37 protein-coding genes are annotated in these 24432 nt (G+C 44.1%); 7 read left to right on the top strand and 30 right to left on the bottom strand.

Annotated features, from left to right (window positions below):
• Nucleotides 1–144: 144 nt before the first annotated feature.
• Nucleotides 145–525, top strand: coding sequence for a hypothetical protein (locus BLO31_RS09015; RefSeq protein ID WP_070964892.1), 381 nt, complete (start codon nt 145–147; stop codon nt 523–525).
• 15 nt (nt 526–540) lie between these two features.
• Nucleotides 541–1338, top strand: a complete 798-nt coding sequence (locus BLO31_RS09010) for a hypothetical protein (RefSeq protein ID WP_070964890.1) — start codon at nt 541–543, stop codon at nt 1336–1338.
• 80 nt (nt 1339–1418) lie between these two features.
• Here the strand turns inward: BLO31_RS09010 and BLO31_RS23090 are convergent, their stop codons facing one another.
• From BLO31_RS23090 to BLO31_RS08915, 21 genes are all read right to left on the bottom strand, one after another.
• Complete coding sequence (locus BLO31_RS23090) at nt 1419–2261, bottom strand: large terminase (RefSeq protein WP_139158973.1); 843 nt, start codon at nt 2259–2261, stop codon at nt 1419–1421.
• Nucleotides 2243–2953, bottom strand: a complete 711-nt coding sequence (locus tag BLO31_RS23085; RefSeq protein WP_084659727.1) for a hypothetical protein — start codon at nt 2951–2953, stop codon at nt 2243–2245. Before BLO31_RS23085 ends, BLO31_RS23090 begins: the two co-directional genes overlap by 19 nt.
• Nucleotides 2946–4034 carry a hypothetical protein gene (locus tag BLO31_RS09000; RefSeq protein ID WP_070964888.1) on the bottom strand — a complete coding sequence of 363 codons (1089 nt, stop codon included), beginning with the start codon at nt 4032–4034 and terminating at the stop codon, nt 2946–2948. Before BLO31_RS09000 ends, BLO31_RS23085 begins: the two co-directional genes overlap by 8 nt.
• Nucleotides 4035–4107: 73 nt before the next feature.
• Entirely contained in the window at nt 4108–4323 is a 216-nt protein-coding gene (locus BLO31_RS23470; protein ID WP_139158972.1) for a hypothetical protein, read from the bottom strand.
• Nucleotides 4313–4969, bottom strand: a complete 657-nt coding sequence (locus BLO31_RS08995) for a VRR-NUC domain-containing protein (RefSeq protein ID WP_139158971.1) — start codon at nt 4967–4969, stop codon at nt 4313–4315. Before BLO31_RS08995 ends, BLO31_RS23470 begins: the two co-directional genes overlap by 11 nt.
• Complete coding sequence (locus BLO31_RS08990) at nt 4960–5166, bottom strand: hypothetical protein (protein ID WP_070964884.1); 207 nt, start codon at nt 5164–5166, stop codon at nt 4960–4962. Before BLO31_RS08990 ends, BLO31_RS08995 begins: the two co-directional genes overlap by 10 nt.
• Before the next feature lie 12 nt (nt 5167–5178).
• Nucleotides 5179–5487 (bottom strand): hypothetical protein, encoded by a 309-nt coding sequence (locus BLO31_RS08985; RefSeq protein ID WP_175443194.1) that lies wholly within the window; start codon nt 5485–5487, stop codon nt 5179–5181.
• 6 nt (nt 5488–5493) lie between these two features.
• Entirely contained in the window at nt 5494–5922 is a 429-nt protein-coding gene (locus BLO31_RS08980) for a hypothetical protein (RefSeq protein ID WP_070964877.1), read from the bottom strand.
• Between the two features lie 65 nt (nt 5923–5987).
• Nucleotides 5988–6221: a DUF4236 domain-containing protein gene (locus tag BLO31_RS08975; RefSeq protein ID WP_070964874.1), complete on the bottom strand. Its 234-nt coding sequence runs from the start codon at nt 6219–6221 to the stop codon at nt 5988–5990.
• 39 nt (nt 6222–6260) lie between these two features.
• Nucleotides 6261–6503, bottom strand: coding sequence for a helix-turn-helix domain-containing protein (locus BLO31_RS08970; RefSeq protein ID WP_070964871.1), 243 nt, complete (start codon nt 6501–6503; stop codon nt 6261–6263).
• Between the two features lie 605 nt (nt 6504–7108).
• Complete coding sequence (locus BLO31_RS08965) at nt 7109–7582, bottom strand: hypothetical protein (RefSeq protein ID WP_070964867.1); 474 nt, start codon at nt 7580–7582, stop codon at nt 7109–7111.
• Between the two features lie 62 nt (nt 7583–7644).
• Nucleotides 7645–8085: a hypothetical protein gene (locus tag BLO31_RS08960; protein WP_070964863.1), complete on the bottom strand. Its 441-nt coding sequence runs from the start codon at nt 8083–8085 to the stop codon at nt 7645–7647.
• Nucleotides 8075–8482, bottom strand: a complete 408-nt coding sequence (locus tag BLO31_RS08955; protein WP_070964858.1) for a hypothetical protein — start codon at nt 8480–8482, stop codon at nt 8075–8077. Before BLO31_RS08955 ends, BLO31_RS08960 begins: the two co-directional genes overlap by 11 nt.
• A 29-nt stretch (nt 8483–8511) precedes the next feature.
• On the bottom strand, nt 8512–8844 hold the full coding sequence (locus BLO31_RS08950; RefSeq protein ID WP_084659725.1) for a hypothetical protein: 333 nt from the start codon (nt 8842–8844) through the stop codon (nt 8512–8514).
• A 12-nt stretch (nt 8845–8856) separates the two neighbouring features.
• A complete protein-coding gene (locus BLO31_RS08945; protein ID WP_070964852.1) occupies nt 8857–9270 on the bottom strand; it encodes a helix-turn-helix domain-containing protein in 414 nt (137 codons plus the stop codon).
• 2 nt (nt 9271–9272) lie between these two features.
• Nucleotides 9273–9587, bottom strand: coding sequence for a type II toxin-antitoxin system HigB family toxin (locus BLO31_RS08940; protein WP_070964847.1), 315 nt, complete (start codon nt 9585–9587; stop codon nt 9273–9275).
• A 74-nt stretch (nt 9588–9661) separates the two neighbouring features.
• Entirely contained in the window at nt 9662–10165 is a 504-nt protein-coding gene (locus BLO31_RS08935; protein ID WP_070964842.1) for a hypothetical protein, read from the bottom strand.
• Complete coding sequence (locus BLO31_RS08930; RefSeq protein WP_070964838.1) at nt 10162–10848, bottom strand: hypothetical protein; 687 nt, start codon at nt 10846–10848, stop codon at nt 10162–10164. The genes BLO31_RS08935 and BLO31_RS08930 overlap by 4 nt, the downstream gene beginning before the upstream one ends.
• A gap of 543 nt (nt 10849–11391) precedes the next feature.
• Nucleotides 11392–12075, bottom strand: coding sequence for an ASCH domain-containing protein (locus tag BLO31_RS08925; protein ID WP_070964836.1), 684 nt, complete (start codon nt 12073–12075; stop codon nt 11392–11394).
• On the bottom strand, nt 12072–13070 hold the full coding sequence (locus tag BLO31_RS08920) for a hypothetical protein (protein WP_070964834.1): 999 nt from the start codon (nt 13068–13070) through the stop codon (nt 12072–12074). The genes BLO31_RS08925 and BLO31_RS08920 overlap by 4 nt, the downstream gene beginning before the upstream one ends.
• Nucleotides 13071–13126: 56 nt before the next feature.
• Nucleotides 13127–13375, bottom strand: coding sequence for a hypothetical protein (locus BLO31_RS08915; RefSeq protein ID WP_070964830.1), 249 nt, complete (start codon nt 13373–13375; stop codon nt 13127–13129).
• A gap of 258 nt (nt 13376–13633) precedes the next feature.
• On the opposite strand from BLO31_RS08915, the gene BLO31_RS08910 reads away from it, so the two are divergent.
• Both BLO31_RS08910 and BLO31_RS08905 read left to right on the top strand, forming a co-directional pair.
• Entirely contained in the window at nt 13634–14827 is a 1194-nt protein-coding gene (locus BLO31_RS08910) for a ParA family protein (RefSeq protein ID WP_070964828.1), read from the top strand.
• A gap of 2 nt (nt 14828–14829) precedes the next feature.
• Nucleotides 14830–15924, top strand: coding sequence for a ParB/RepB/Spo0J family partition protein (locus BLO31_RS08905; protein ID WP_070964824.1), 1095 nt, complete (start codon nt 14830–14832; stop codon nt 15922–15924).
• A gap of 171 nt (nt 15925–16095) precedes the next feature.
• Here the strand turns inward: BLO31_RS08905 and orn are convergent, their stop codons facing one another.
• The 6 genes from orn to BLO31_RS08885 form a co-directional block, all read right to left on the bottom strand.
• Nucleotides 16096–16743, bottom strand: a complete 648-nt coding sequence (gene orn, locus BLO31_RS08900; protein WP_217495112.1) for an oligoribonuclease — start codon at nt 16741–16743, stop codon at nt 16096–16098.
• Nucleotides 16744–16958: 215 nt separating this feature from the next.
• The gene (locus BLO31_RS24845; protein ID WP_281182241.1) at nt 16959–17090 is read right to left on the bottom strand and encodes a hypothetical protein; all 132 of its coding nucleotides are present in this window, start codon (nt 17088–17090) and stop codon (nt 16959–16961) included.
• A gap of 11 nt (nt 17091–17101) precedes the next feature.
• Nucleotides 17102–17263, bottom strand: a complete 162-nt coding sequence (locus BLO31_RS23785; protein ID WP_175443193.1) for a hypothetical protein — start codon at nt 17261–17263, stop codon at nt 17102–17104.
• A gap of 18 nt (nt 17264–17281) precedes the next feature.
• A complete protein-coding gene (locus BLO31_RS08895) occupies nt 17282–17620 on the bottom strand; it encodes a hypothetical protein (protein ID WP_217495111.1) in 339 nt (112 codons plus the stop codon).
• 17 nt (nt 17621–17637) lie between these two features.
• On the bottom strand, nt 17638–18846 hold the full coding sequence (locus BLO31_RS08890; protein WP_070964813.1) for a hypothetical protein: 1209 nt from the start codon (nt 18844–18846) through the stop codon (nt 17638–17640).
• A 24-nt stretch (nt 18847–18870) separates the two neighbouring features.
• Nucleotides 18871–19077: a hypothetical protein gene (locus BLO31_RS08885; RefSeq protein ID WP_070964810.1), complete on the bottom strand. Its 207-nt coding sequence runs from the start codon at nt 19075–19077 to the stop codon at nt 18871–18873.
• 408 nt (nt 19078–19485) lie between these two features.
• Here BLO31_RS08885 and BLO31_RS08880 point away from each other — a divergent pair, with 408 nt between their 5' ends.
• Both BLO31_RS08880 and BLO31_RS08875 read left to right on the top strand, forming a co-directional pair.
• Entirely contained in the window at nt 19486–20025 is a 540-nt protein-coding gene (locus tag BLO31_RS08880) for a helix-turn-helix domain-containing protein (RefSeq protein ID WP_070964807.1), read from the top strand.
• Complete coding sequence (locus tag BLO31_RS08875; RefSeq protein ID WP_139158970.1) at nt 20022–20348, top strand: hypothetical protein; 327 nt, start codon at nt 20022–20024, stop codon at nt 20346–20348. The genes BLO31_RS08880 and BLO31_RS08875 overlap by 4 nt, the downstream gene beginning before the upstream one ends.
• 17 nt (nt 20349–20365) lie before the next feature.
• Here BLO31_RS08875 and BLO31_RS08870 read toward each other — a convergent pair whose 3' ends face one another.
• Genes BLO31_RS08870 through BLO31_RS08860 form a run of 3 tightly spaced genes read right to left on the bottom strand, consistent with a single transcriptional unit; the run spans nt 20366 to nt 23211 of the window.
• Nucleotides 20366–20632, bottom strand: a complete 267-nt coding sequence (locus tag BLO31_RS08870) for a hypothetical protein (protein WP_070964800.1) — start codon at nt 20630–20632, stop codon at nt 20366–20368.
• Complete coding sequence (locus tag BLO31_RS08865; protein ID WP_070964796.1) at nt 20633–21595, bottom strand: hypothetical protein; 963 nt, start codon at nt 21593–21595, stop codon at nt 20633–20635.
• 2 nt (nt 21596–21597) lie between these two features.
• Complete coding sequence (locus BLO31_RS08860) at nt 21598–23211, bottom strand: hypothetical protein (RefSeq protein ID WP_070964793.1); 1614 nt, start codon at nt 23209–23211, stop codon at nt 21598–21600.
• A 473-nt stretch (nt 23212–23684) separates the two neighbouring features.
• Here BLO31_RS08860 and BLO31_RS08855 point away from each other — a divergent pair, with 473 nt between their 5' ends.
• Nucleotides 23685–24263: a site-specific integrase gene (locus BLO31_RS08855; RefSeq protein ID WP_245688445.1), complete on the top strand. Its 579-nt coding sequence runs from the start codon at nt 23685–23687 to the stop codon at nt 24261–24263.
• Nucleotides 24264–24432 lie beyond the last annotated feature (169 nt).

Genomic DNA, 24432 nt, shown 5'->3' with positions numbered 1-24432 from the left:
CATCATAGTGTACTTGAATTTTGAGGGAATGTAACATTTGCTAAATTTTCATGTTAAAATCAATTGGCGTGGCAGTTTAAATTGCACCTTTTTTATAAAAACGAAAGTTAGCAGGTATAAATGTTCGGGAATTGAAATAACGATATGAATAAGAAGCAGGACACTTCTGAACACAGCAACAATGGCTTAAATATGTTGCGAGATCAGAAAAACAAGGTGATTGAGTGGTTATCCCACTTAGGCATCGTAGAATTTATACGCATAGAGCTAAAGGATGCGGCAACCCTCGACTATGAGGAAGTGCTTAGCGTAAGCCTTACAACCAAGAATGCGGATAAAACGGACAGAGAAATAGATGCAACGCTAGCGGAGCAGTATCAACCCCACATCGAAGACATGACAAATAAGCTTCATAGCTACATGTGTTTAGAAATGCGGGATTTTGAGTGCGTTAAGGAAAACATTGAAGAATACATTCTCATCCATTTACCAGCAGCCTTGGCCTATGAGGGTTACGAATCCTGAAGACAGGTAATACTCATGGAAAATATTGAAAATTTAAAGCAGCTACAAGAAGTTAAAGACAAAGTTCGCACGTTGACTCAAGAGCTCATGGAAAAGTTCGAAGGCAACAAAGTGTATAACAACGTCTTTGACCACGATCAGAAAGAACGAGCGCTATTCGTTCTAACCGATCCTACAGATATTACTTTTGCACGACGTCGCCTAGCAAATATCAACAAGAATATTCAGGCGATACTTGATTTTACAGGCAACAAAGTTAGCAAACTTCCTAAGCCTACGCTGGTGGATGATGTTGAGTTTGTTCGTGTCTTTGAAAACAAGAGTGTTACTAGTCGCAACCAAACCACTAGCCGACTTGATGTTATCAAGCGGATACAAGACAGGATAGAACTGCTTGAGCGCGTACCGACTTCCTTAGCGAATGAAACGCAGCTAAACCAGTACAAAGAAGAGCTTGAATGGTTTCAAAGCGACGAGGAAGAGATCTACAGGCTGCGATCTCCAAGCAAACCAGATACGATTTCACACTTGTATCTATCCAATGGCGAGACCATACGTGAGCGTTTGAAGTTTGGTGGTTTATTTATTTGCAATAAGAACGGTGACGTTCCTAAAGTAAATACACCTGAACAGCAATCATCACGAAAGAGTAGGGAAGGGCTTTACGACCGATTAGAAGCCATTCCTTACAGTGGAACGCTAACGGCCAATCTTTACCGAGAATCCGAAGTGATTCGAGAAAAAGAGCGCGTCAATTACGACCACGGCGCGACCGTAGAGAGCAAGAAGAAAAAACGTAAAAATTGGAAATAAATCTTCATTAACAGCAAAGCCACCAGCTTTTAATTCTGGTGGCTTTTTCTTTTGATTTTCACTGAAAATCGACTAGAAAATTAAGCCGCAGTGTCGTCCCAGTCATCCCACTCATCAAATACATCACTAACATCATCATAATCGTAATATCCGTCATTTGCGGGTGTGTAATCCATCAACTGAGCAAAGCAGTACGTATCGAAAATATCTGGTGATGGAATGTTTTCTTTACTACGCATTACCTCTTTTTTCATCATGAGGTACTGGCCTAAATCATTCATGGTGTAAGGCAACTTAGAGCCTTGCTCAATAGTCTTCTCTGTATGCAGCCCCCGTGAAATAGCCAAGCGACCAGCTCTAATCGCATCCCTTACAAGCATGTGAGCCTTGGCGCGCAAGTTGTAATACATTTCCTTTTCATACTCAAGGAATGGCCTTCCGCCCCATTTAAGCGCCTTGACGTCGACGTTAGGCCGCTTCTCTTGCAGTAAGTTAGCCAGTGTTTTACCGTTGCCGTGACCATCTATTACGACCGTGATGTTCGGATATAGCTTACTGTCTATGCATTCCTCTATAATTTTGTTTACGAACACATGGCCTATAACATCAGAAGGCATCTCAATAGTCTTAACTTGTTGCACTTTGCGATTTCGGCCGACTTCACCTTGGACTTTGAATATACTGATCACCGAGCGGTCACGCCCATCACCAACATCACAACAAGCCATCCAGCCCCATTCGCGATCATCAAACTCTATTATTCGGTCTACGCAGCTTTCCACCTCATTACGACCCAAAAGGAAACCGTTGATTTTGTCTGGGAACCGACCTAGAACCTTAATACCAAAGTGAACAGAATTGACGCCGCCGTACTCTATGGCACGATCTTTAATAAACTGAGCGGTCACATGTGGAGAATCCACGGACGACATCGTAATAGCAACCCAAGTACGCGCGGATTGCCTTTTTTAATCTTGAGTTCGTGATGCGTTCGATAGAAGAACCCAGCATGGCGGGTAGGCTGAGAAATCAAAATCATTCGGTTATCGTCTTGCGACAACGCCCCCAGCAATACCCCAAAGGCGTCATCTGGAACGCCCGACGCTTCATCAACAATACAAAGAAAGTGATCGTTATGCTCACCCGCTAGGTTTTCGTAGTTTCCTTGCTGAATAGCTTTTGCCTCGCAGTTCCATCCCTGCTTATTGCTCTTGGCATAGAACATCGTATCAGTAAGGGTAAAGTGCTTTGCTATCCATGGTGCATGCTTTCTTAACTTTTTGTAATGAATGCCTAAGTTTTTCCATACACCCCGACGGGTTTGCTTAACCGTGTTCGATAACACTACGCATTGAGAATTTGGATGAAAGATCATGAACAAGATGATAATCAAACCTTGTAGGTATGATTTACCCGTACCATGACCAGACGACACCGACACGCGACACGCCTCTTTTTGCGCCTCTCTTAATAGCTCTATTTGCTGAGAAGAAAGGGTGGTGACACCAAAAAGCACTTCAGCCGCAAGAACCCAGTCAGCCGCAAGTGCTATTTGAAGGTTTTTATACTTAGGGTGTGCATCTAGAGGTTGGTTTTTCCTTGTTTTTTTAGCCATCAGCTTCCTCGCTTAATAGCTGGGCTAACATTTCACGATTTCTGTTTATCTTGGCTTCTTCTGATTGAGCAAACTCGGCCGACTTCGCTTTAAGCGCTTTTAGCTCTTCCTCGCTAATGCCGCCCTCGCCATCATTACTTTCGTCTAATGCCTCTACTTCTTTATCAATGAGGAGCTTGAGCGTACTTGGTGGCTCAATGCCATCTTTCGCCAGTAGAAGGCCTGCTTCTATGGCCGTGACTTCCTTTTCTGCATAGCTGGTTAATACATCGGCTACGATTTCTATCTGCTCATCACGACTTAACTTGCTCATTCCGTGCGTCTGCACCCTGAGCGCCTGTTGAGTTTGTTCAACCTTGGCAATGTCAGACAGTAATTTAGTTTGTTCTTTATGGCCTGCCATCATTGCGGCAAAGATGGCCTCTTGGAATGTCATTGGAACTTTTTGAAGCTCGCCTTCTTCAAATACTTCTTTGATGTGCGTTCGCCCTTGCTCGTAATCGAGTTGCGTTTGCCTTATCAAATCCGTTCTTATGGACTCCATTAACATGTATTTACTTTTTGCCAGAGCGTGAATATCGGCTAAGGAAGTCTTTGCCCAATTTTCATGGTCATCATGTAAGAAAAACTTTTCTGCGTATCCACCATGAATCAAGCTGGCCGCATTGCCCTTCTTGAAACATCGAGTGCCGTTATCTCGGATCAGATTGGGATCATTTTTTGCTACGTGCGCGCGCCCGCGCGTCGACGGCTTGCCCTGATCAGTTTTTGTGTGATCAGACCCTTCGCCCCTACCTTTCGACTTATTTGATTGATTTTTAAGGGTTTTATTTTTTTTGTTTTTTAGGGCGAGTTTCTGATCACTTCTTGGAGTCTGATCAGTCCTTTTTCTCTGATCAGACTTGTTGGGATTACTTGAATTACCTTTTTCTTCAAGGCTTTTCTTGTGCTTGGCTAGCTCTCTTCGAAAGGAATTAGAGTTCACTCCGCACCGCTCAGCGTAGGAGTTACGGGCTTTGGCGGACTGGTCAGCTTGTTTTAGGAACGTGTCGCAAAGTGCGTTCCAGTCTGTTTTTGCCACTTACATTATTATCCTATATCGAAGTATTTCTTAAGTGGATAATACAGTAAGTTTCAAAACTGATCACTAAATCTCAGTAGGAACGAACTTTAGAAGGGGAAAGCTGATCAGTTAAGCTATTTTGATTAATTATCTCGCCTGAACAGGCCATAAACACGAACTCGTGAGTGTACTCTAGGGATTTATCATTGAGTGTCGTTAGATACGCTCTACGCGCCTTAGAGAAGCTATTTGTTTCTAGTATCATTTCCTGAATTGTTGGCGAGGTGAGAATGACCTTATACAGCATGTTTGTAGACCTCAGCTGTCATTTCACCATCATCTTTCAGGCTCCAGTATTCAAGCAATGCTTTTCGCGCTGCCTCATAGCCATAGCATACAACCACGCAATTACCGTGACGCCTTAGCTTGTCGTGATAACCTTTCTGTTCTTCGCTTGCGCGGCCTGTAGGTGACTTCATTTCGATTTTTAGGCTGCAATAAGCGCCGCGAGAAACATCAAGCGTGACGTCTGGATAACCTTTCTTTTGGCCTTCTGCTCGCATAACACCCGCTGTCTTGTCGTCACGTATGCCACCATTTGGAATAGCGGCCATCATTTCATAGATGTCTGGATAGTGACGCTCCATATCATCAAACAATCTTACTTGCTCATAATGCTCTTGATTGCCCTTTATTTTGCTTGGGTTCCTTGCTAAGTAGGCTAGTCGTCTCGCATGAGGGCTTACATAAGGCTTGGTGCTCTTTGCATTGCGGGTGCGTTTTTTTAGCTTGCCTATACGCTTTGACGTGCCTTGAGCGGCGGTCTCGGTTGACCTTATTGCTTCCCAATCCATACCTGAAGGCTTGCCTTGAGAAGAAGCGCTATTGTCGGCTATTTTGATGCTTGGGTTGTTCTCGATGAGCGCATCAAACTCCGGCTTAGTCATTCGCATGTCGCCCCCATCATTTCCAGATACTCATCAATGCTAACTCCGAGCGCTCTAGCGGCTTTTAAGCTTTCTATTTTACCTTTGGCCTTAAGTTGCCTCTTAAGGGAGCTAGAGCTTGATTCTCGATGCGCTATCGAGTGACCAACCTTGTAATTAACGCCTGTCTTTTTGGATTGTAGTGTTGTGTTGAAAATAGCCATTGGATACCCGCATTAACTGTATTGCTCTTCTGTCCAGTTTTTCCAGTCAAAACCGCACTCTGTACACTTGCCGTCTTCATCTTGGTGCTCTGCATCTACATGACAATCTGGATTTGGACACTGAGGAACTTGGACAATCAACTTTGTACCTACAGGCCAACGCTTGCTATCAAAGCTAATCTCTTGGCTAGTGTCGGTGTCCATATCCCCTTCACACCAAGTTTCAATGTAACGGGAGTGTTCATTACAGTTTTCACCACCATAAACATCGGCCTTAACCTCTGCCCCAGACACTACGTTGTATTCGATTTCTGACATCATTCACCCTTAATCATGCTTGTTTAATTTCGCTCCACTGTAGAACTCGCCTACAGCGTCCGCCTCTTTCTGCTCTTTGGTTCTCGTGTCTAGCTTGGCGTTTAGCCTGCGCAAGCGAATGATTTCCCTCTTTGACCATGCCAACCACTCCCTTTGCTGCTTAATGACTTTTACTGGATTGGATAGCTCTAACCCCGTACCTTCGCAGTTAAAACACTCTGTTTTAGAAAAAAGACCTTCAACGCACCCCGTACCATTGCACGCCCAGCAAATGGGAAGCTCTTTATCTCCACCGGCTTTTGATTCTTCTTCTGAATTCTCTTTATTCAAATCAGATAAAGAGCCACCAGCCTCAATCATCATTTGCTCAGCTAGTGATGCATGAGTGTCATTTCTCCGCTTAATTTTGGCGTCTATTAATCTTTCTTTGTCGCACATAATTTAAATACTTCCGTCTATGATAACTAGAGGGCTAAAGACAAATTAGCCAAACAGAAAAATACCTAGTCAATATTAGTTTCGGGGATAGCGTCTTTTTTCTCTGTTCTCTTACCCCACAGCTGATTTCGAACGCTAAGACCTGAACCTGTAGCCCCCAACGTTAAAAATCCAGCGTTTTTCTGGATAGTGAGAGAAAGACCGCGACGGCCTATCGTGACACTCGATAACCCTTTCTTGCCAAAGTTAAGCCACAAGAAGGGAAGTAGCCTTATTCTTTTTCTAAACTGTATTCTCATGCTGATTTTCACTGAAAATTAAATTATGAGGAACTGGCTCTAGTCTGACTTCTTAGGAATTACTTGCGTAACCTTCTTGCCAATAGGTAAGCCAATTAAAAAGTGAGTGTATTGAGGATAAAGAAGGCAAATAGAGCTTACCATTTCAAAGTTAGGCTTTTTCACCTGACCTTTCTCTACTGACACCAAGGTATCTTTAGGAATATTAAGCGCTTTACTAAATTCCGCTCTTCCTATGCCTTCAGCATCTCGTACAGCTCTTATTTTTTCACCAATTGTCATGGATACCTTGAGGGTGATGATTTTTAACTATGGTGACATGCTACCCCTACATGAGAGTGAAAGCAATTGTTCTTTGTTTGAGTTGAGGGAGTGAAGAGACAAAAAAAGACCCCGACAACAAGATTGCCAAGGTCTTTTAAACTGCATACCAAAAGGAAAAAACCTACATGCAATTAGAACCAGACTTAATCGTGATATTTCTAAATATAGCAATAATCGCTGTACAGCTGTTTACTTTCTTTAAGGGGTAAGCATTACAAAAAGCCATCCTGCACGATGGCTTTTCCTCGACAACTCTGTAATTGCCAAGGTCTTTAAGATGCTAACCTAAAGAGGAAAAACTAATGGAAACGGAAGTATTAATCTTAATACTGAACCTAACTGTAATATTAATCCAACTGCTTGACTTCTTTCTGAGGTAAGCAAAACCACTTACAAAGCCATCGGGCATGATGGCTTTTGTACCCTCTTTCATGTAAGCCATAAAAGCGAATACAGGAAGGAGAAAACTGTATGCTTTTATCTATCACCTAAAGAGGAAATCCCAACTTACCTAGTGAGACAAAAAAGTGCAAACTTCTTCGCTAGCTATTTTTAACCAATAGTTAAATTGCACTTTCAATTGGGATATCCAAGAACTTAGACAAGTCTTTCGCTTGCTCTTCGTCTATTAGGTCAACCCAATATGAAAAGCCTTCCCATAGAATCCTTAGACGATAAAGGTCGCCCTCTGGTGTGGCCGCAGGAATGCTATCTATTGAAAATTTAGGATTATGCTTGCTGGAAAAGCTTATAGCCCCCGACTCAAAGCAGTTAAATGACCACGTTTCCGGATCGAGCCATTTATTAGGCTTTACCAGTAGCGCCTTATTGTCACCTTTAAGATAAATGGTAATACGCTCTATCTGCATATCACTTTCTAAAGCTTCTTGGTCTCTTTTTTTATCCGTCTCTCGCCAGACCTTAGCCTGAGCTATCTCAAATTCTTCTTCAGACATGCCAGAAATCGCTTTAAGTGCCTTGTCTATTTTTTCAGGCGATACGCTATCTATAAGTTTACTTGCTTTATCTTTATCCATGACGTTTCCTAAATGTTGTATGCCGGTATCAACTGCCCGACACTATATGTTGTATTTTGGCTCTAGCGCTTTCCAGCGTGAGCCTTGAGACCTACAACCTGATTTCTAATTGAATTAAGGTAATTTAAGCAATCTTGTTGATCTTTGCTTCCACCTAGCTTAGCTCTCACATCATTCTCGATACTCTCAATATAAAAGTTAATCTCTTCCTCTGAAATACTGCCAATATCCGCGCGCTCATACTTATTGATGAAAAAGTTTAGATCCCGATCTTCTTGAATCGCTGGCGAGAAGCAGCATTCCTTATCTATGGTTGCACTGGCATTTCGATACACGCGAATATCAGCATTGGTGTGCTTTCCTGTTATAGCGTGCGCAAAGCCTTCTGCCGTTAATACTGCTTGAGCAATCGCGTCACCTTGAGCGTTCTCAATCTCTATGTAGAACTTGCCATTGGTACTTTTAGTTATCGCAACTTTGCCTTGTTCGTGATTATGCTTCATCGCAATTTACGCCCTCATTACTCCCTGAAAGAACCTCAACGATAAGAACGTTTTCAATATACTCCGCTATCTGAACTATATCGTCACTGTTGTTAAGAGCCTCGTTAGATTCTTGCACCCATCCCTCTACCACCAACTGAGAAACCCACATCTCACTATCGCCCCAAACAAGATCGCCAACCTTAGCCCCATCAAGATAACCGTCATAGTCTTCTCTTTGTTGGTCTATCATCTCTTGAGTTAGCACCTCAAATTCATTGATATTCTCGTGCTTTTCTTTGGCGAGTTGAGTTATAGCCTCTTCCATAGAGTTATATTTGAAGTCATTGAAGCTGGTGGCTTCATCCATTAACTCACGAATGGTACTTACTACTTTTTCTAGTGATATTTCTTTCATGGCCACATTCCTTTTAGCGGCTGAAGTAATTAGTTATGACTTATGTCCCCAGACATAGTAGTAACACCCCCAGACACGCCACCGCAAAAAACATCTCCAGACATAGTAGTGACAGAGCGCCCAACTTCACCACATCTAACATCTCCAGATTGAGTGATTATCTTTCCAACGTTTCCCTTTACATCAATCACGTCGCAAGCGTCTGCTTGGAGAGACTCAACATCACCTTCAATGAGTATTGATATTTCCTTTGTTTCTGGCGTCACATCTTTGCCATCTATGATGACCTTTCCGTTACTTACCGTAATGCTGCGGCCAGATGTAATGTGAGTTGTGCCATTAATGCTAATCTTGTTGCTCATTTTAATTTACTCCTATAAGAACATGTAAGGCGGGATACCAAACCTAGCTGATAACGCCTTTATGTGATCGAGTGTCATTGATTTTTTTCCGTTAAGAATTTGAGATAGGTAAGATTTGCCGCCTATCTCTGGGAATTCGTGAAGCTTAAGGCCATACTGGTCGATAATGACATTAAGCATGGCTATGCCTGCGTCAGTGCTTTCTATCGCCTCGTTAAACACCCTGAAGCGCTCCGCCTCATCTTCATAGCGTTCTATCACTGGAAAAAGTAGGTTGATTAGAGTCTTGTTAGAATCGTAATCCTCCACCAGCTCACCCATTAAATTAACAAGCTCTTCGTATTGCTCATTGGTGGTAATACCGTTAACCCACGGCATTACACTCTCAATTTGCTCCGATACTGCTCTTAGCTCTTGTACTTGCATAATTACCTCCGACCTTTCTTGCGGTACTGGTCTGTAATCTTGTCGTATTCAGAGTGGCTAACAATGTTCTTAATGAAACACTTGCCACCAGTGAATTCTATGAATGCAATGAGCCTTAAGTCATTGCCGCCAATGTCTATCACGTACCACTTATCTACGTACTTAAAGTTATCAAGGGTAGGAAAGATAGCTTTTAGCTCTTCTGGCGTCCTAGCTTGCGTCTGCTTGAGCGCTTTAAATGTGGCGTCTAAAGCTTTAGCGCAATTAGGATAAAGGCGCTTGGCAGTTTCGAATGGGGCTTTAGATATTACGTGCATTTTGGCTCTAAAAGTTTACTATTTGTAAACAGTATAGAGCCTTTTGAGTTGGTTTACAAATAGTAAACTAATTGTCACTTTAATACTTGATAAGCCTTCGTCACAAGCCTCCAGCTTGCAGCATCCGTAGCTACAATACGATCAGCCTTGGTCATGTAGCCAAAGGTTATAATAGCGTTATTAATCCCCCGTAAACTCCCCTGCATTACACAGAAAGCCTCCGAAGAGAAAGTGTCGTACATTCCCATAAACCAGAGATACTCACAGTCATAGCCTGCCAACATTTCCCTTTGATTCTCACGCAGCAGAATTAACTTTATTGATTGATTGCCTTTATTCGCGGTTAAGGTGAGGGCGTTTTTGCTGGTAAGTCGCCTCTTTATCTCTGCATTACCATTGGTAAGCATGGATGCGTACCGACTCATTTCCTTGTCATCTTTACAGCCTATGACAATATTCAGTGTCGGCATTGCAGCCAATCCAGCCAATGCAAGCTCTATCAACTCCTGCTCGCTGCCGTACTGAATGTGACAGCGTGGCGACTCTTCTTTACCTTGAATTAACGTTAAAATTCTCATTGCTGCGCCTCATTAGAAAAGTGATAGTGGTGTTCACATTGCTCACCTCCTGACGCGCTAATTTTGGATAGGTACTCTTCTTCTGCGTGCTCTGACATTTCACGTATTTCATCATCGGAACAATCTTCTACACAGAAGCATGAATTCTTACGTTGCATGTCCCTTGCATCTACAAACCCGTCGTACCAGTTGTCGCCGTAGGTAGATAGGGCCTTATCAAGATCGTCCCTTAGCTGCTCTTTTACCTTGTACAAATCAAGTAAGACAAAGAATGACGAACATACGCCCTCCGGCACCTGCCATTGACCAAGCTCATTCATAATGAGAATCTTTGAAAGAGACTGCCTATTAACACTCGCCCAATCAATCGCCTCTTCATCGCCAAAGATAAGCTTATAAGCCAACTCAGCTCTAAGATCGTAGAATCGGAGTGAATTAGAAGGCTCTCCCTCCAAGTTAGACAACAGCCCTTCAGTTCTTGGTGAAAACTTAATATGCCCGCTACTTTCTGGTGAAGTCCAGCCCAAAGCCACCAGCGCGTTAGTAACTGCCTTGTCTTTCAAGTCAATGACTTCCTTTCGCTCCTGTTTAGCCAAGCCTGACTCCTGCAAAGCAAATCCGTCATGTTTTTCTTCAATCTCAATGCGGTCAGGAGATACTTTGGTTTCTATTTTGATTTCCATGATTGTTCTTACCCTACCAACTTAACAAGACACTTGGATGCCTCAAAATATGCATTAGCGACACCATTCCACTTGCCAATAAAATGCACGCTTTATTATCTTCACTCATGCCGCATCCTTCTTTTTAAAGTTGCTCTCAGCGTAAGCCATTGCATGTCTAACGCTGAATTTTAGTAATTTAGGGCAATTGTTTTCAGGCCACGCCTTGCCGTCACATGAACCCCAATCCGTAAAGGACTCAAATACATCATCTCTTAACATTGATAGAGCGTCTTTATCCCACCATTCAGGTTCGTAATACCCTGACGTTTCGCCAAACCCTACAGTTCCGTCTAGAGTCTTTACTTGCCAGTTATGATTGGTAGGAGAATGCGGCTTTCTCTTTCCATAGAAGCTTTTACGCTCCCATTTGTAGCCCCATGTTATTTCTGGGCATGCGCCATCAGTAACGCATTGCTGAACTTTTATTAAGTGCTCAACTCGGCCAGTCCTTTCCAGAATATCGGCCGCTTTCTTGGTTGGTTTTTTTAAAAATTCTGGGGTTCATGCCGCTGACTCCATTTCTAACGCTACATGCCTAATGTTTTTATGAATAACTTCGAACTCGATAACCCAAACATAAGGGTTTTGGTTCCAGTTGCTATAAATGTCATCCCAAACATCCATGAAAGAAGTTCGATAGGGATACCACAAGCTAGATGGCCTAGCTGGCTCCATTCCTTCTTTTTCCGCCTGCTCTTCGGTAATATCTTGAACTCGTTCTATACGAACATCAGTGACCTTTAGAGTTAGGCGGCTTGCCGTTTTAGGCATGTGAATAGAAGGAACCCATTTATATCCACGAACTTCATGATCTTTACAGTTAGCAATAGAATCTCTCTCCGATGCTTTGTATCTATATTCGTGAATGCTTGACAGGTTGTTAGGGTTAACTTGCTCATAATCGTTATGACCTAACGCTGCAAAGGTTTCTCTAACCCAAATCAGATCGCCAACAAAGCAAGGCGCTGCAACTAGATTCGATTGGGGAAAGTCTGTGCCTATTCCTTTCCTAATCAGTGCGCCCCAACGTCCTTTTTTGGGGTGAGAGCTGGTTATTTTGCTCAACTTCCTATCATGAAGCTCCCAGCACTCTGGAATGGTAAGAGGGCGGCGAGTAACTAATTTTCGCCCATCCAGCAACGCCTTAACCATGTCAGTATTAAATATCATTGGAACTTCTTTCATGCGCTCACCTCCTTGCTTTTGGCTGTTTTATTCCTCTCAATCAATCGACAAACGGCGTCGTGAATAGGGGTGGGCTGCATTTTAAAATCAGAAAGATATTCACAGTGCGACTTCATCACGCGAGATAAAGCCTCATAAGGCAACCACTCAAGTAGCGCTTTCACCTCCACTTCATCGAAAAACTGATCATCACATCGAATGTAGGGGTTAAACGAGACGCCATTAACCTGACAATTAAATTGAAGTTGTGTTACCCACGGCGTTACATCAGAAGTTATAGTTACTGACGCTTTAGCGAGCGAGCGTACCACTTCCTTGTAAAATTCCGGCCTTGCCACTAACCCAAGCTCACCATCTAAAACAACGTTAGCAAGCGTTTTAACTATGTCGCAGTCTATGATAAACGCCAACCTAAAAAAATCACGGCAGTTATCCTCTGTCATGTTTTGTTGCGCATTGGTATATCTAGCCACAAAGGCTTCCATTTCCTTTTGCTTTTCTTCGTCTAGCTCAGCGTTTTCAAAGTCCACCAGTCTGCGAGTGTTTGGAGCTTCGCCTTTTACTGCTACCCTAAATCGCGCGGAGCCAACCTCATCAATGTCAGTGATTAGCCCTTCAGAAATAAATGTGCCTACTGGGTAGGGGGGTTCTGGTTGATGCTCGTTAACCCAGCCTTCAACGGCTTTTCGTAGCGCTTGATCTATGTAATTACCAATGCATTCAAGCTCATCAATCCAATCTCGATCACACGGCCACCCGTCGCGCTCTAAGTCTTTTGCCATTTCGTAGCCGTCACAATATCCGTAGTAATGACTGGAGTAGTCAGAGATAAATTTCTCTATGCTCTTAGTGTCACCCCGCTCAATACCAAACGTGGCGCTATTCAACTCTTTAAAGCACGCTTCAATCCCCGCGCGTTTAATTTTGTCATCTAGCGTCGGTCTTGGCGGCACTTCCTTACCACTTTTAGACTTGAGTTTATTGTTAATTTTCACTGAAAATTGCCTCTTAAAACAAAAAAGGCCGGAAGCAAAGCCACCAGCCAAGTAGATTAATGAATATTGTTGCGAATACTCTCAAACAATCGATCCAGAGTTTGAGTTGTTTGAGCGCCCTTAATACAAATTGACTTACCTAGCTCTGCATAGGTTTGCTTGGTTAGAATTCGTTTATTAGCTTTTGCGCTGCGTTCTCTCAACTTTTGAAGGTACGCCGCTTGCTCTTTCGACAATTGAGCGCCAGTAAACAGAGATACCTTTGCAGGCGAGTGAGATTGTTGTAACATTTGTGACTTCAGCATATTAAGCTTTCCCCTTAATTAGTCTGAAACTAAAGCCCGTCAGGTCACTTCGGGCTTTTTTTATGCCTGACATTTATCAATCAAGCTCCAGCACTCCCTTAAGTGATTATCATAGACTGAACTTTACCTAAAAAATAAACATACTCAGGAAATGTATTGCTAAGTTACACCCGACATGTTTTAATGTCCAACAGTTTTTTCTCACTTTTTAATCTTTTTCGCTTTTTATGAGAAACGCTCTCTAAGGTAAATAAAAGAATGAATAGCACGCTCAAACTTAAACAGATTGCTGAAGGCTTAAAAACGCTCTCCAGCTCTAAGAAAAATGACCAACTTCAAAAGACCAATAACGGCAAACCAGTGCGAACTTACAACAAAGCCGAGGCTATCAAGGCTACTGGTGCGCAATACGCCCTAAAACTTGCAGAAGCGTGCGAGGCGCTAGGCATTAACCCGAAAGTAAAGGGAGAGGGCAAGCGCGACCTATGGCGCGTTAGCATTGATGAAGTGCAACGGCTTCGCGAACATTTCGGCTATGCGCCATTTGTTCGTCCACCAAACATGGAACCCGTCACTTATGTTATTGAAACTCTAAAGGGCGGCGCAGGGAAGACCACCGAAACCGCAAATATATCAGTTGGCTTTGCTACTGAGTTAAAAACCAAGTATCGCGTAGGCGTTATCGACCTTGACCCGCAAGGAACATTAACCGCATTACTCAAGCCTAATCTAAGCGAAGGTGATTTTACGGCGGGTGATCTGCTAATGCGCAACTTTGACCTTGATGAAGGTGAAACCTTTGAGCAAGTTTGTAAAGATGCATTCTTACCAACCAACACCCCAAACTTGCGCTTACTCCCTGCCAGCGTTAATGACATGCGCTTTGACCTCTACACCGAAAAGCGCCGCCTTGACGCCAATAAGAGCGGGGAAATGTACAACGCTTACTTGCACTTGCAAGACGTACTTGACGCAGTAAAAGACGAATTTGACATTATTTTCATCGACACGCCGCCTAACTTGAACTCTGCGGCTATGTCTGCCCACTTCTCTGCCTCTCATATATCCATCCCACTGCGTGCTTCTGAAAACGATCGGGACGCTGCATACAAGCACATGGAATACCTAGCTGGCGTGAACGAAATGCTAACCTCGCTAGGTCAACGCGAAAAGAGCGACATCAGCCTAATTCTTTCTGACATAGACCGCCGTTCGCCGTCATTATCGCAAAGTGTCATAGAGATTAGAGAAGCAGTAGGACAGCACTGTTATATGGACGATTTCACGCACTCTGACGCAGTAACGCGCTGCGCAAAAGAGTTTATGACGGTCTTTGATTTGTCGCCAAGCGGCTCTAAGTCTCGCAAGTCCTTAGAGTCGGCACAAAACCAATTCGTCAAAATTATTGAAGAGGTAGAGGTTAAAGCTCTGCGTCACTGGGGAGTAAATTAAGCATGGCAAAGAAAGGAACGAGTCAGGGAATTGCACTAAGCGGCATTAGCGAAGCATCAATGAAAGAAGCCGTTGAACTTGCCAACATGCGAGTAGGGCAAACCTATATGATGCCCATCGGTGACGAAATGGCAGAGTTTGAGCTTGTCCGTGTGGCGCATCATGACATTGAAAAGAAAACGCATGTACTCCCTGAAAATGCTCGCATTCAGGAAGCGCTAAACGCAATTTCACTCAATGACATTCTCCCAAGCATCGAAGAAAGGGGGATGCAAGATCCGGCAAAAGGATACATCGACCCAACAGGAAAGATAGAGGTCTGGAACGGCTCAAGACGCCGCAAGGCATGTATTCTCGCCAAGCGTGACTATTTCATTTTGGTTACTAAAAAAGAGATAAAGCCAGAGCTTAAGCGATTTATCAGCGACATTGCCAACCAATACAAACCGTTTAGTCTTTATGAGCGCGGCGCGATATGGTCAGCCATGCTGGAAGATGGCACCTATCCAGACGCTAAGCAGTTAGCAGAAGGTGAGCAAGTTAGTGAGGCGGTTGTAACTACCGCACGTAAAGCGTTCGGACTTCCTCGCCAGCTAGTGAACATCATGCCGTCAATTAATGACTTAGGCCGTCCGGCGATCAATGAGTTTTACAAGCGAACAAAGGCTCTCAAGGAAGGAAGGCTTGAAGATGCTCTAGAATCGCTTGAAAGCGTCCACCTAGATGCACTAATCGAAGAGTTTGGAAGCAAAGACGGAAGAGTGTTAAATAACGGCCTACTCTCCAAGCTTTACGAACTACTGCCAAAGCCAGCGGTGAAACTCAAAAAGAAAAAGTCAGACATTGACGACCAGACAGCCATTGTACCCGTAGCTATCCCTGAAGGGCTGAACAAAGTTACTATGGTTGATTCTGGCAAGCAAAAGGCATACATAGTAGAAGAAGGTAACGAGAACAACAAAACGGCACTGATTGAGCTAAGCGGCATCCCTAACGCCGCATTAGAAGACATTTACAACTACGTATCTAATAAACTCGAAGGCAATCAGGAGCAAATTATTGATCACGAAGATAGCCCTTCTGAAAGCTATCAATAGCCCCATTAAATCAATAAAAAAGCCCGATTTATTCGGGCTTTTTGCTGCCTGCTTGCTGCGCTTTCTTGTCAGGCGGGTTAATTGCCCTTCTTGATGTGGCTGCGGGTAGTCGCGCGCGGCATGAAACCGCCAGTCGAAGCGACCTAGCCACTACCCTACCCCTTGCCACGCTCAAGCTTTGACCTCAAAGCGTTTTTTGTACACCAAAGCCTCATTCAGTGACTCTTGAATATCGGCCATTGCTTCGTGCTTATACTCTTTAGCTAAACGGGTTTCTTCATAAAGTTCTTTATTCCACATGCGAGCACCGACGTTAATTGCACTTACATCAAACTGACGATAGTACAAATAAGCGTTTAACAGTGGCATTTGCAAAGCGATAAAGAAGCGGTCGTAGTGAATGCCGTTACCTGCCATTATCGCCCCTGCTCCGGCTTTGCGGTCAAATGCACCCACCCCATTACTTGCGAGATGCGACAATAAAATGCGCTCAGCCTCGTCGAGCGTAATACCGCTTTCTCTCACTTCTTTGATAAGGCCGCTTTCTGTATGCGATTCTAACGCCCATTTACTAGAGCGCGCTATCATTTCATCATCTTGATAGACTACCAAGCGTAGAGGCTCGCACAACTCCACCAGCTCTGTATCTGTTACCTTAACGGCAATTTCAAATATCGGATAATACGCGCCGCCTACTTCACCATTTTCTAAACGCCCATTAAGGCCACCAGTCTCTAAATCTATCCAAACGAGTGAAATTTCAGAGCGTGCGTTAGTTACTGGGAACAATGCCCCGAAGTCATATTGTTGCATTTCCATTTTGTTTAGTTCCTGCTTGGTTATGGCGCAACGCCAGAATCATACAAATAAGTGTTATCACCGTCTTCGCCCGACTTCATACTTACAACCCAATCAACATAATCTTTGGTAGGCGCTTCGAGGCTAAAACGATATTCAAGCGTCCCATCATCCCATTCAACTAGCTTGATGATAGGCTTAGTTCCTTTGTGAAGGCGTGCAATTTGATCGAGAACCTATGCTTTATGGTGATCACCGTCAATCTGTCCGTACGTTTCAATGAAAAGCATTGCAAAATCGAAAGGGGCGTAGTCTTTGAATCTTGTGCTAGAAATATCTACCACTTGTTCACCTATAAGCCTTGACATTTTACCCTCCTCTACTTTAACAGCTCAGTAGTGTTGACGTACTTGCTCTTTCCATCAATCACCAAAAGCAACGCCATTCCGTTGCCGCAACCCACTTTATTAGCTGGCGCTTGACCGATTACCTTGCACGGCTTGCCTTTGTAATCAATGGTTTTATATTGCGCAAAAAACATATGCTCTGCCTCCCTGTTTTATTTATCACTTTTTTTGATACATGCGACATTAGCATTAAACATGCTTAACCTTTTCTTTTGCTTTGCATCTTGGCGAGAAAAACGGCATTTAATTTCCGCTTGTTCCGACAGCTCCAGCGCCTCATAACGACCAATTTCAGACAAATCCTGCCCGTCTTCAGCCATAAATTGAGCGCGCCTAAATCCATCATAAAAACCATCACCAAACGCAATAGTAAGGTTTTCTCTTAGAAGCTGAATTACGTCCGCTTGAATCGGCGTGTGACTGCTCGTTAATTCCAGCCATTCAACAATCTCAGTGAGCGAGGCGCTTTTATTTTTAATGCGTTCCGCCAAGGTTGGCACTCGATCAATCATGCTGCCGCCTTAATCGAACTTTCGCTAAATTTGTTTTCAATACGCCATTGACTTACCAGCGCGTCACATACCTTGCGGATGTCTTTTTCTGCCGCCTTCTCTAGCCCGTCGCAGCGTTCCGCCACACGACCTAAAGGCACTTCACACACGTCGTAAAGTGAGGTGAACCCGCCTTTTCGAAGCGGTTCTAAATGCTTGTCTTTGATGCCGTCAAGCTCTGCTAAAAATACCCCTTTCGCCCAATCCACGCGCTTAACGAGATCGGGGTGAGACTCTTTGACTCGCTCGTAGATTTCTTCATGCAAGTCTGCAATTAGACCGTCTGGCACTTCAGCGATTAAAGGTAGCCATTGAGGAGAAGGCAATACAGGAGAAAGCCAAGTAGTGAAATTCACTACAGCGTCAATGCAATAAGTGGTGCGTAAAACGAGATGAAAACCTAAGTCACCAACCAAACGCACGGCGTCGTCCGCCGCATTGGCTGAACCAACTTCCAAGTTGTACCCCATGTAATGCATGTAGAACATTAAGCGGTCATCGCCTTTTGATTGATAGGGCGTACGCAACATCAAGCCATCTTTTGAGCAAAGTCTTTCATGCTGCTCTTCGCAGGTTTCTTTTAGAGATAAAACGTTATCGGTCGCCTTGGCGTAGTTTCCTTTAACATCGGCCAATTCAGCCCGAAGCGTGCGAATTTTGATAAGCTGCTGGCCGATAATATCGCTTTTCTCTTTGAGTTCTTTTTTCTGACTGACGTTTTTAGCCTTAAGACCTTCAGGGTTAAGCTCTTTGAGTGACTTCACTTCGTCCCTTAGCGTACGGATCTGGTCTTTTAATACTTTGCCTTCCGTCGCGGCCATGCTTGCGGCGGCGTTGGCCTCGTCCTTTTCTAAAAGGGCGTCAGCGGCGTTACTTTTTGCGGTCTCGATGCTGGCCTTAGCCTCTCGCAACTGACCTTCTAGCCTATCAACGTGCGAACTAAGATTCTCGTAGTTACCGACTAGCTCGTTATAGTCGTCATAATCTTGATTTGTCAGATCAATCGCCATTTGCTCGGCTTGTTCCACCAGCATGATAGCCGCTTTGACTGAGGTTTCAGCAATGCCCGTTACTTTCCCCTGAGCAATATCTAACTGATTTAAGGCGGGGCGAATGGTTGCCTGTATCTGTTTTGCGGTTTCAGTGAGTTGGATATTTTCGGTCACTTTATCTCTCCATCTACGCGATAATTACACTTTCATTTTTTCAATACGGTAGCTTCGAACTTGCTCGCAAAGCTCCTCTTCTGGGATCTTTCCTATTATTTCCACACCAAACCGCGCGGCCTCTGACAATGTAAGGATCTTTCTCCCGTTAACCTTCAAGATCTCATTTACACGTTTAAGCGTCCCAGTTGTATCTTCAGTTATGGAAATGCATGTTTTGACTGTGGTCATGATAGTGGTATTCCCTCAGTATTACCGTGAGCACATTCTAAACGGAATTATCATAGACTGACAATTTAATTATCATAGATCGGCGTTTTTTGTTTTTATTAGTTGATTTTGTGGACAAATAGATCAAAGATCCCAATATTCGATCATTGATCATTGATCTATGGGCAAAAATACGGTTAGATCGGTCTAATTTTGATTTCGATTTCTAACGACGAGATAAGAGAAATGTAAAAACCAGATTGCAGATGCGAAAAAGCCCCGCGAATGCGAGGCTTTCAAAAGAAGAGTGATAACTAGCTTTGGTCGGTTCAGTTATCACATTAGCGCTACACCCTATGTAACGTCTGAGATAAGTTTAACAAGACGTTTCTTATAGGGCAAGCTTTGTACACCCTAAAGAAACTAATTATGACGCAAAAAGCTTACATTCGTCACAGTGAACAGCTGATTTCACTAATATTTTTTGTTAAATCCTTTCATAAAAAGTCAAAAGCTTGTCTTGATACTTATGCCGCGATTGCGCGCTATTGGAATCCTCAAGGCAATATCTTCCCCAGTCAAAACACGTTGGCCGAACTGGTCGGCGTCCAGCCGCGCACCATTCGCACCCACATTAGCCAACTCAAAAAAATGAAACTGCTCGACTTTCACCAGCCCAACAGCAAAGGCCAGCCACCGAAAAGCAATCAATACACCTTTGTCATTGAGACGCTTAAACTTTGGGTAGAAGAGGCCAAAAAAGAGCGCCGCGCGCTCAATCGCCAGCTTAAGCAAGAAAGACAACAAGTGCTTGAAGCCAAAGAAAAGCCAATCGAAGAGCACGATCCTACTCCCCCCTTAAAAAATGATCCTCCTATCACTCCTCGTTACACTCGGAAGATAAAAATAATATCACTGGGAGTTTCACCCCAACTGTTTTGGATTTTATTTTTCGAAAAGCACATTTGAGCGAAGACCAACACCGTCATAACTTGATTGCTTTAGCCGCCCAAAAGCGTCATCAAACTAGCTGGCAGAAAATGGAAACACCGAAGCCACTCAGCAAAGAGCAATTGAAGCAACAGGAGCAAAGGCGCAAGGACAATGAGCAAGCCCTAAACATTCAGGCAAGGCTTAATCAGCTTGAAGGGGCGCTAACAGCATGGAGCACAACGGGGAAAGGCTTCACTAGCCAGATGCTCAGCGAACTTAATAAGCTGCGTGACAACAAACTTAGCCCGATGATCAAGCACATTGCAGAGCGATTTAAAAAAGCCCAGCTGGTGAGCTAGGCAATTTTCAGTGAAAATCACTCAGTAGCTTTGAGGTATTCAACATAAAGCGCAGCGTCACCAAGTGTCTCTATCATAACCTTGGCGCGCTCCACCTCAACCGCTCGTGTCATTTCCGCTTCAAGCTTAGACGAAAGCGGATAAATAACCACTGAAGCAATCAACGCTGACACGCCCAATAATAAAAATACTATCGTGAAACCGTGCCGTTTCGCTCTAGCAGAAACCACACTCAGCAGCGCAAAAAACGCCGCGAGTAACACAAATACAATGCCGCCAATCATTTAACGATCCGCTGTAAAGCTGTAACGGTTCCCACCCAAACGCGGGACGACTAAAGGTTTGCTTGGCTGGCTGGTGGAAGCTGGCTGGTTAAATTCAGCTGGCAATTCAGCAAAGTTATCCTCCCCCATTGAGGCAAAGATAGACGCCGCGATTTCAGCGTCATGTTGTGTGCTCATATGGATAAGCGAATGCTTTTGTTCGTCGCTTAAAATGTATGGACACTCATCGAACACTTGAGCGAGTAACATTTCACGTTGTGCTTGGGCTTTTTGTAGCGACTCGTTTTTTTCAATCATCTCCGCCAAAATCAGACCGTCGATACTGGCCTCTTTAAAGTCTGGGTTAGCGTACAAACTGACCAACTGTTCAGCTTTTTCTTGCTCCACCCCCGCTTCTACCACTGAAGCCAGCAACAGAGCGTTATCGTTATCTTGCTGAGAGGCCAATAAGACATCACGGCGATCTGTTGGGATAAAGTTGGGGTTGAATACATAATCAAACCCTGCCAACTCACGCGCCACAGACGCAAAGCCTTTGCCCGTGCCGTCAGTTCCACCAAGCGCCCAGCTAAAGCCGCCGTTTTTGGCCTTGTACGCAGCCAGCGCCGCCTTGCCGTCGTCGGTGTCTAGAAATTCTTCCGTGTGGGTTACGTTGCCCACCTCATCGCATTCAAAGTGAGTACAGCGAATGGCAGGCTCAACCCGAACCTCGACCGCCTTACCATCGACAACGATCCACTCTTTTTCACGCGGCTTGAGCTTTTTGGTTTCTTCTCGAATGGTATGTCCATAAAACCCAATTGCCTCACCGAGCTTGATGCGCTCTTGTGTCTTGGCGCACGATGCAAGCTTTTTTAATGCCGACAATACATAGCTTTGCGGGGCAGTGTTGAACTGACGCCCATCGTTAAAAACGTTAAAGGTTTCGGTCACTGAGGCTAACACCCCAACTTTGTTAGTCATGATTAAATCTCCGATGTCATACTAGCTAAGGCGCTGTCACTTAACATCCGCGCCAGCACTTGCTCGTTAGTCTCAGAGGAATCGTTTGCAAACAGTTCCTCCATAATTTTATCCATCTCTTCCTCTGGAATATCCAGCGCATCCTCAAGAATGCGCCGTGCTAAGGTTTTGCTTTCTGCCGTAGAGCCTTGCTTAATGGCATCGACCACAGCGGCAACAGTGGCCGCACGGTTAGCTTTCTTCTCGCGCTCTTCATCTTCTTTGGCCTGCACGGTCGCGCTCATAGAGTTAAATACCAATTGCCACGGAAGGGCTTGATCTTTTAAGACGGTTTTTTTGTGCTTGTAATACAAGTGCAAAATACTGGCACGCTCTAAAAATGCCTCGACCCCGATTCGTATCATCTGCGCGCGGCGCGTCGATTGAATGCTGGTTTGTAAAAAACCCCCTTCGCCTAACCCGCCGCTCATCATGTCGGCAAAACCCAACATGGTGTAATCCAATCCAATCGAAGCAGTGAGCGATTTGAAGTGAAACAGCACATCTTCAATATGACTAATGTTGGGATTGGCTTCCATCATGGACGTATCAATAGAGCTATCCCCCGTAACAGGTACGATTTTTCGCTCTACCGTGGGGCGCATCCCCCCGCTACGGCGGCGGTTTTCATGAAAATCATCATCGCTTTTCATGGTCTCCGCCAGCTCATCCAGCCAAGCGGCGGCGGCTTGCGGGGTTTTACTACCTAAATTCGCCAATACGAGCCATTCACGCTTACTGGCATTCTCACGACTGCCCAGCAGTGCCTCTAGCGAACGTTTAAATTTCTTATAAGGATCAAGCGATCGAGCCAGTAAAGACTCGCCATAATTTTGAGTTTCCAGCGCCATCTCACGATGCTGCTCATTGAGCAAGCTGTAATAGCCTTTGGCGACGCTATCAGGCTCACGCTCTGGATCTGGAGTGTAATACGGAATTTTTAGCGGAATGAGTTTCCACGGCGGGATCGGTTCAACGCCTCCGCCCATGCTTTTTTTCATGTGCTGACTGGTAAAGAAAGCCAGCTTACCCGCCCTCTCATACTCGCGGATAAACTTGGGCAAGGTGTAATAGTTACATTCAAAATCCACCAGCCCTTTGCCTTCTACCAAAATCGGCCGCACGTACGCCACGCCATAAGTTGACATGATGTTCGCCCACGCAAAGATGTGTTCATTAACCTTTTTCACGACAGTGTTGTTTAAGTCGTCCACCAGCTTTTTAAATTCTGGCTTGGTTGGCGTGTACCAAAAGCTTTTTTTGGTGACATTGTTCGGCGCGAGCGCGTGAGCGATGTGAATGTTTAACCCTTCATGGATATAACTGAGGTCGGCAAGTTCGCCATAAATGGTGTATTTTTCGCCTCTTTCGGTGAGCTTAGCATCAGAGCGTAAGTGATCTTCTTCACTTTCACCGCTTAAAGCTGGCGAGTGATACAAGTCAGCACCACCAGTGAGTGGCGCGTCATTCAAAATGGCCTGATTTTCTGGCGATTCTTGCTCTCGATAACCTTTAAAATAAGAGACTAAGGAGCCGATCACGCCTTTGCTTTCGGGTTTTTCTATTTGCTCAGACACTAAAATATCTCAATCTATGATAATTGGCGTAAGGAATGGAGTCGATAGTAAGGCATGCGACAAAAAGAGAGAAAAAACTTAGTGATTTTTGTCTCTGCTTTTATTATTGATGCGTCTTTTAGAGTTCTAGCTGCGCTTTACTAGACAAGCATTGCTTCCATGAAACTTTTAGCCCCTCTTTGCAGGGGCTTTTTTTTGAGGTAATTCTCACTGAAAATTAAAAGACTTAATCGAGTTGTCCGCCCACTTATCCACTAATATTGTGCATAAGTTTACCGTGTTCTTTTTGGCTAATTATCAAGTCTTAACTCTATAGCTAGTTTTCCCCCAATGCTAATCAATTCAACAGCCTGATCACTGTTTTCAGCTTTCAATCTTGTTAACGTGTATGTTTATTCTTTTTATTAATAGGATTTGCACACAACGCTTTACCAACATTAATCGAAGATAAAGACCGATCTTGGATTTTTAAAGTGATCTCACAAACGCCTGAGCCAGATCTTAATGCTTGTCTGTTTGGTTTTTGGTTGGGTTCGGGTATGACTACCCTTGAGTTATGCAGGGTTCAGGTAAAGGACATACTTACTAAAAGTGGACAGTTAACGAAATGCTTTGCAATTAAGGGAGACGTTGAACGCGATTTCTATTTGTCTAATGTGAAGTTACAAAATCTAATTAAAACGTATCTCGATAAGCGAATGCAGGATGGTGATCACCCTGATTTATACAATGGCCATGATCCAGATGAACCGTTTTTCAAAAGGGCTAACGGGGCTTATTTCAAGATTAAACGCAGGGAAACCGACTCAGGTAACGTTACGTTTCACTGTAACGCTCTAAACAACCACATCAAACGGATATTAGCTGATAGTGGAATTGAGCGCCCCAGTATTCTTTCGGGGCGAAGGACGTTTGCAGTACGCTTGAAACGGCAAGGCGTTGATACACCAACTATTCACTTGATGCTAGGCAACAAAACACTAGATACCACACTCAGACTGATCGATACGGATACGGCTAGCATGTTAGCGATTGCTAATATGGCGTTTTAAATTGATTTTTATGTGCAGATAACGCACACTTTAACTAATTATGAGTGACATACGCGCATTGAGGAAGTAATGACACAAACCACAGAGAAAGAAGCCTTTTCCGCTTATTGCCGTCAGAGCGTAGGGCTTGACGCTAAAGAAGTGGCAGACATGGCGAATGTTCCCCGTC

Source organism: Vibrio sonorensis (genome assembly GCF_001854765.1).
Classification (GTDB): Bacteria; Pseudomonadota; Gammaproteobacteria; order Enterobacterales; family Vibrionaceae; genus Vibrio; species Vibrio sonorensis.
This window is presented reverse-complemented; position numbering and strand designations above follow the sequence as displayed.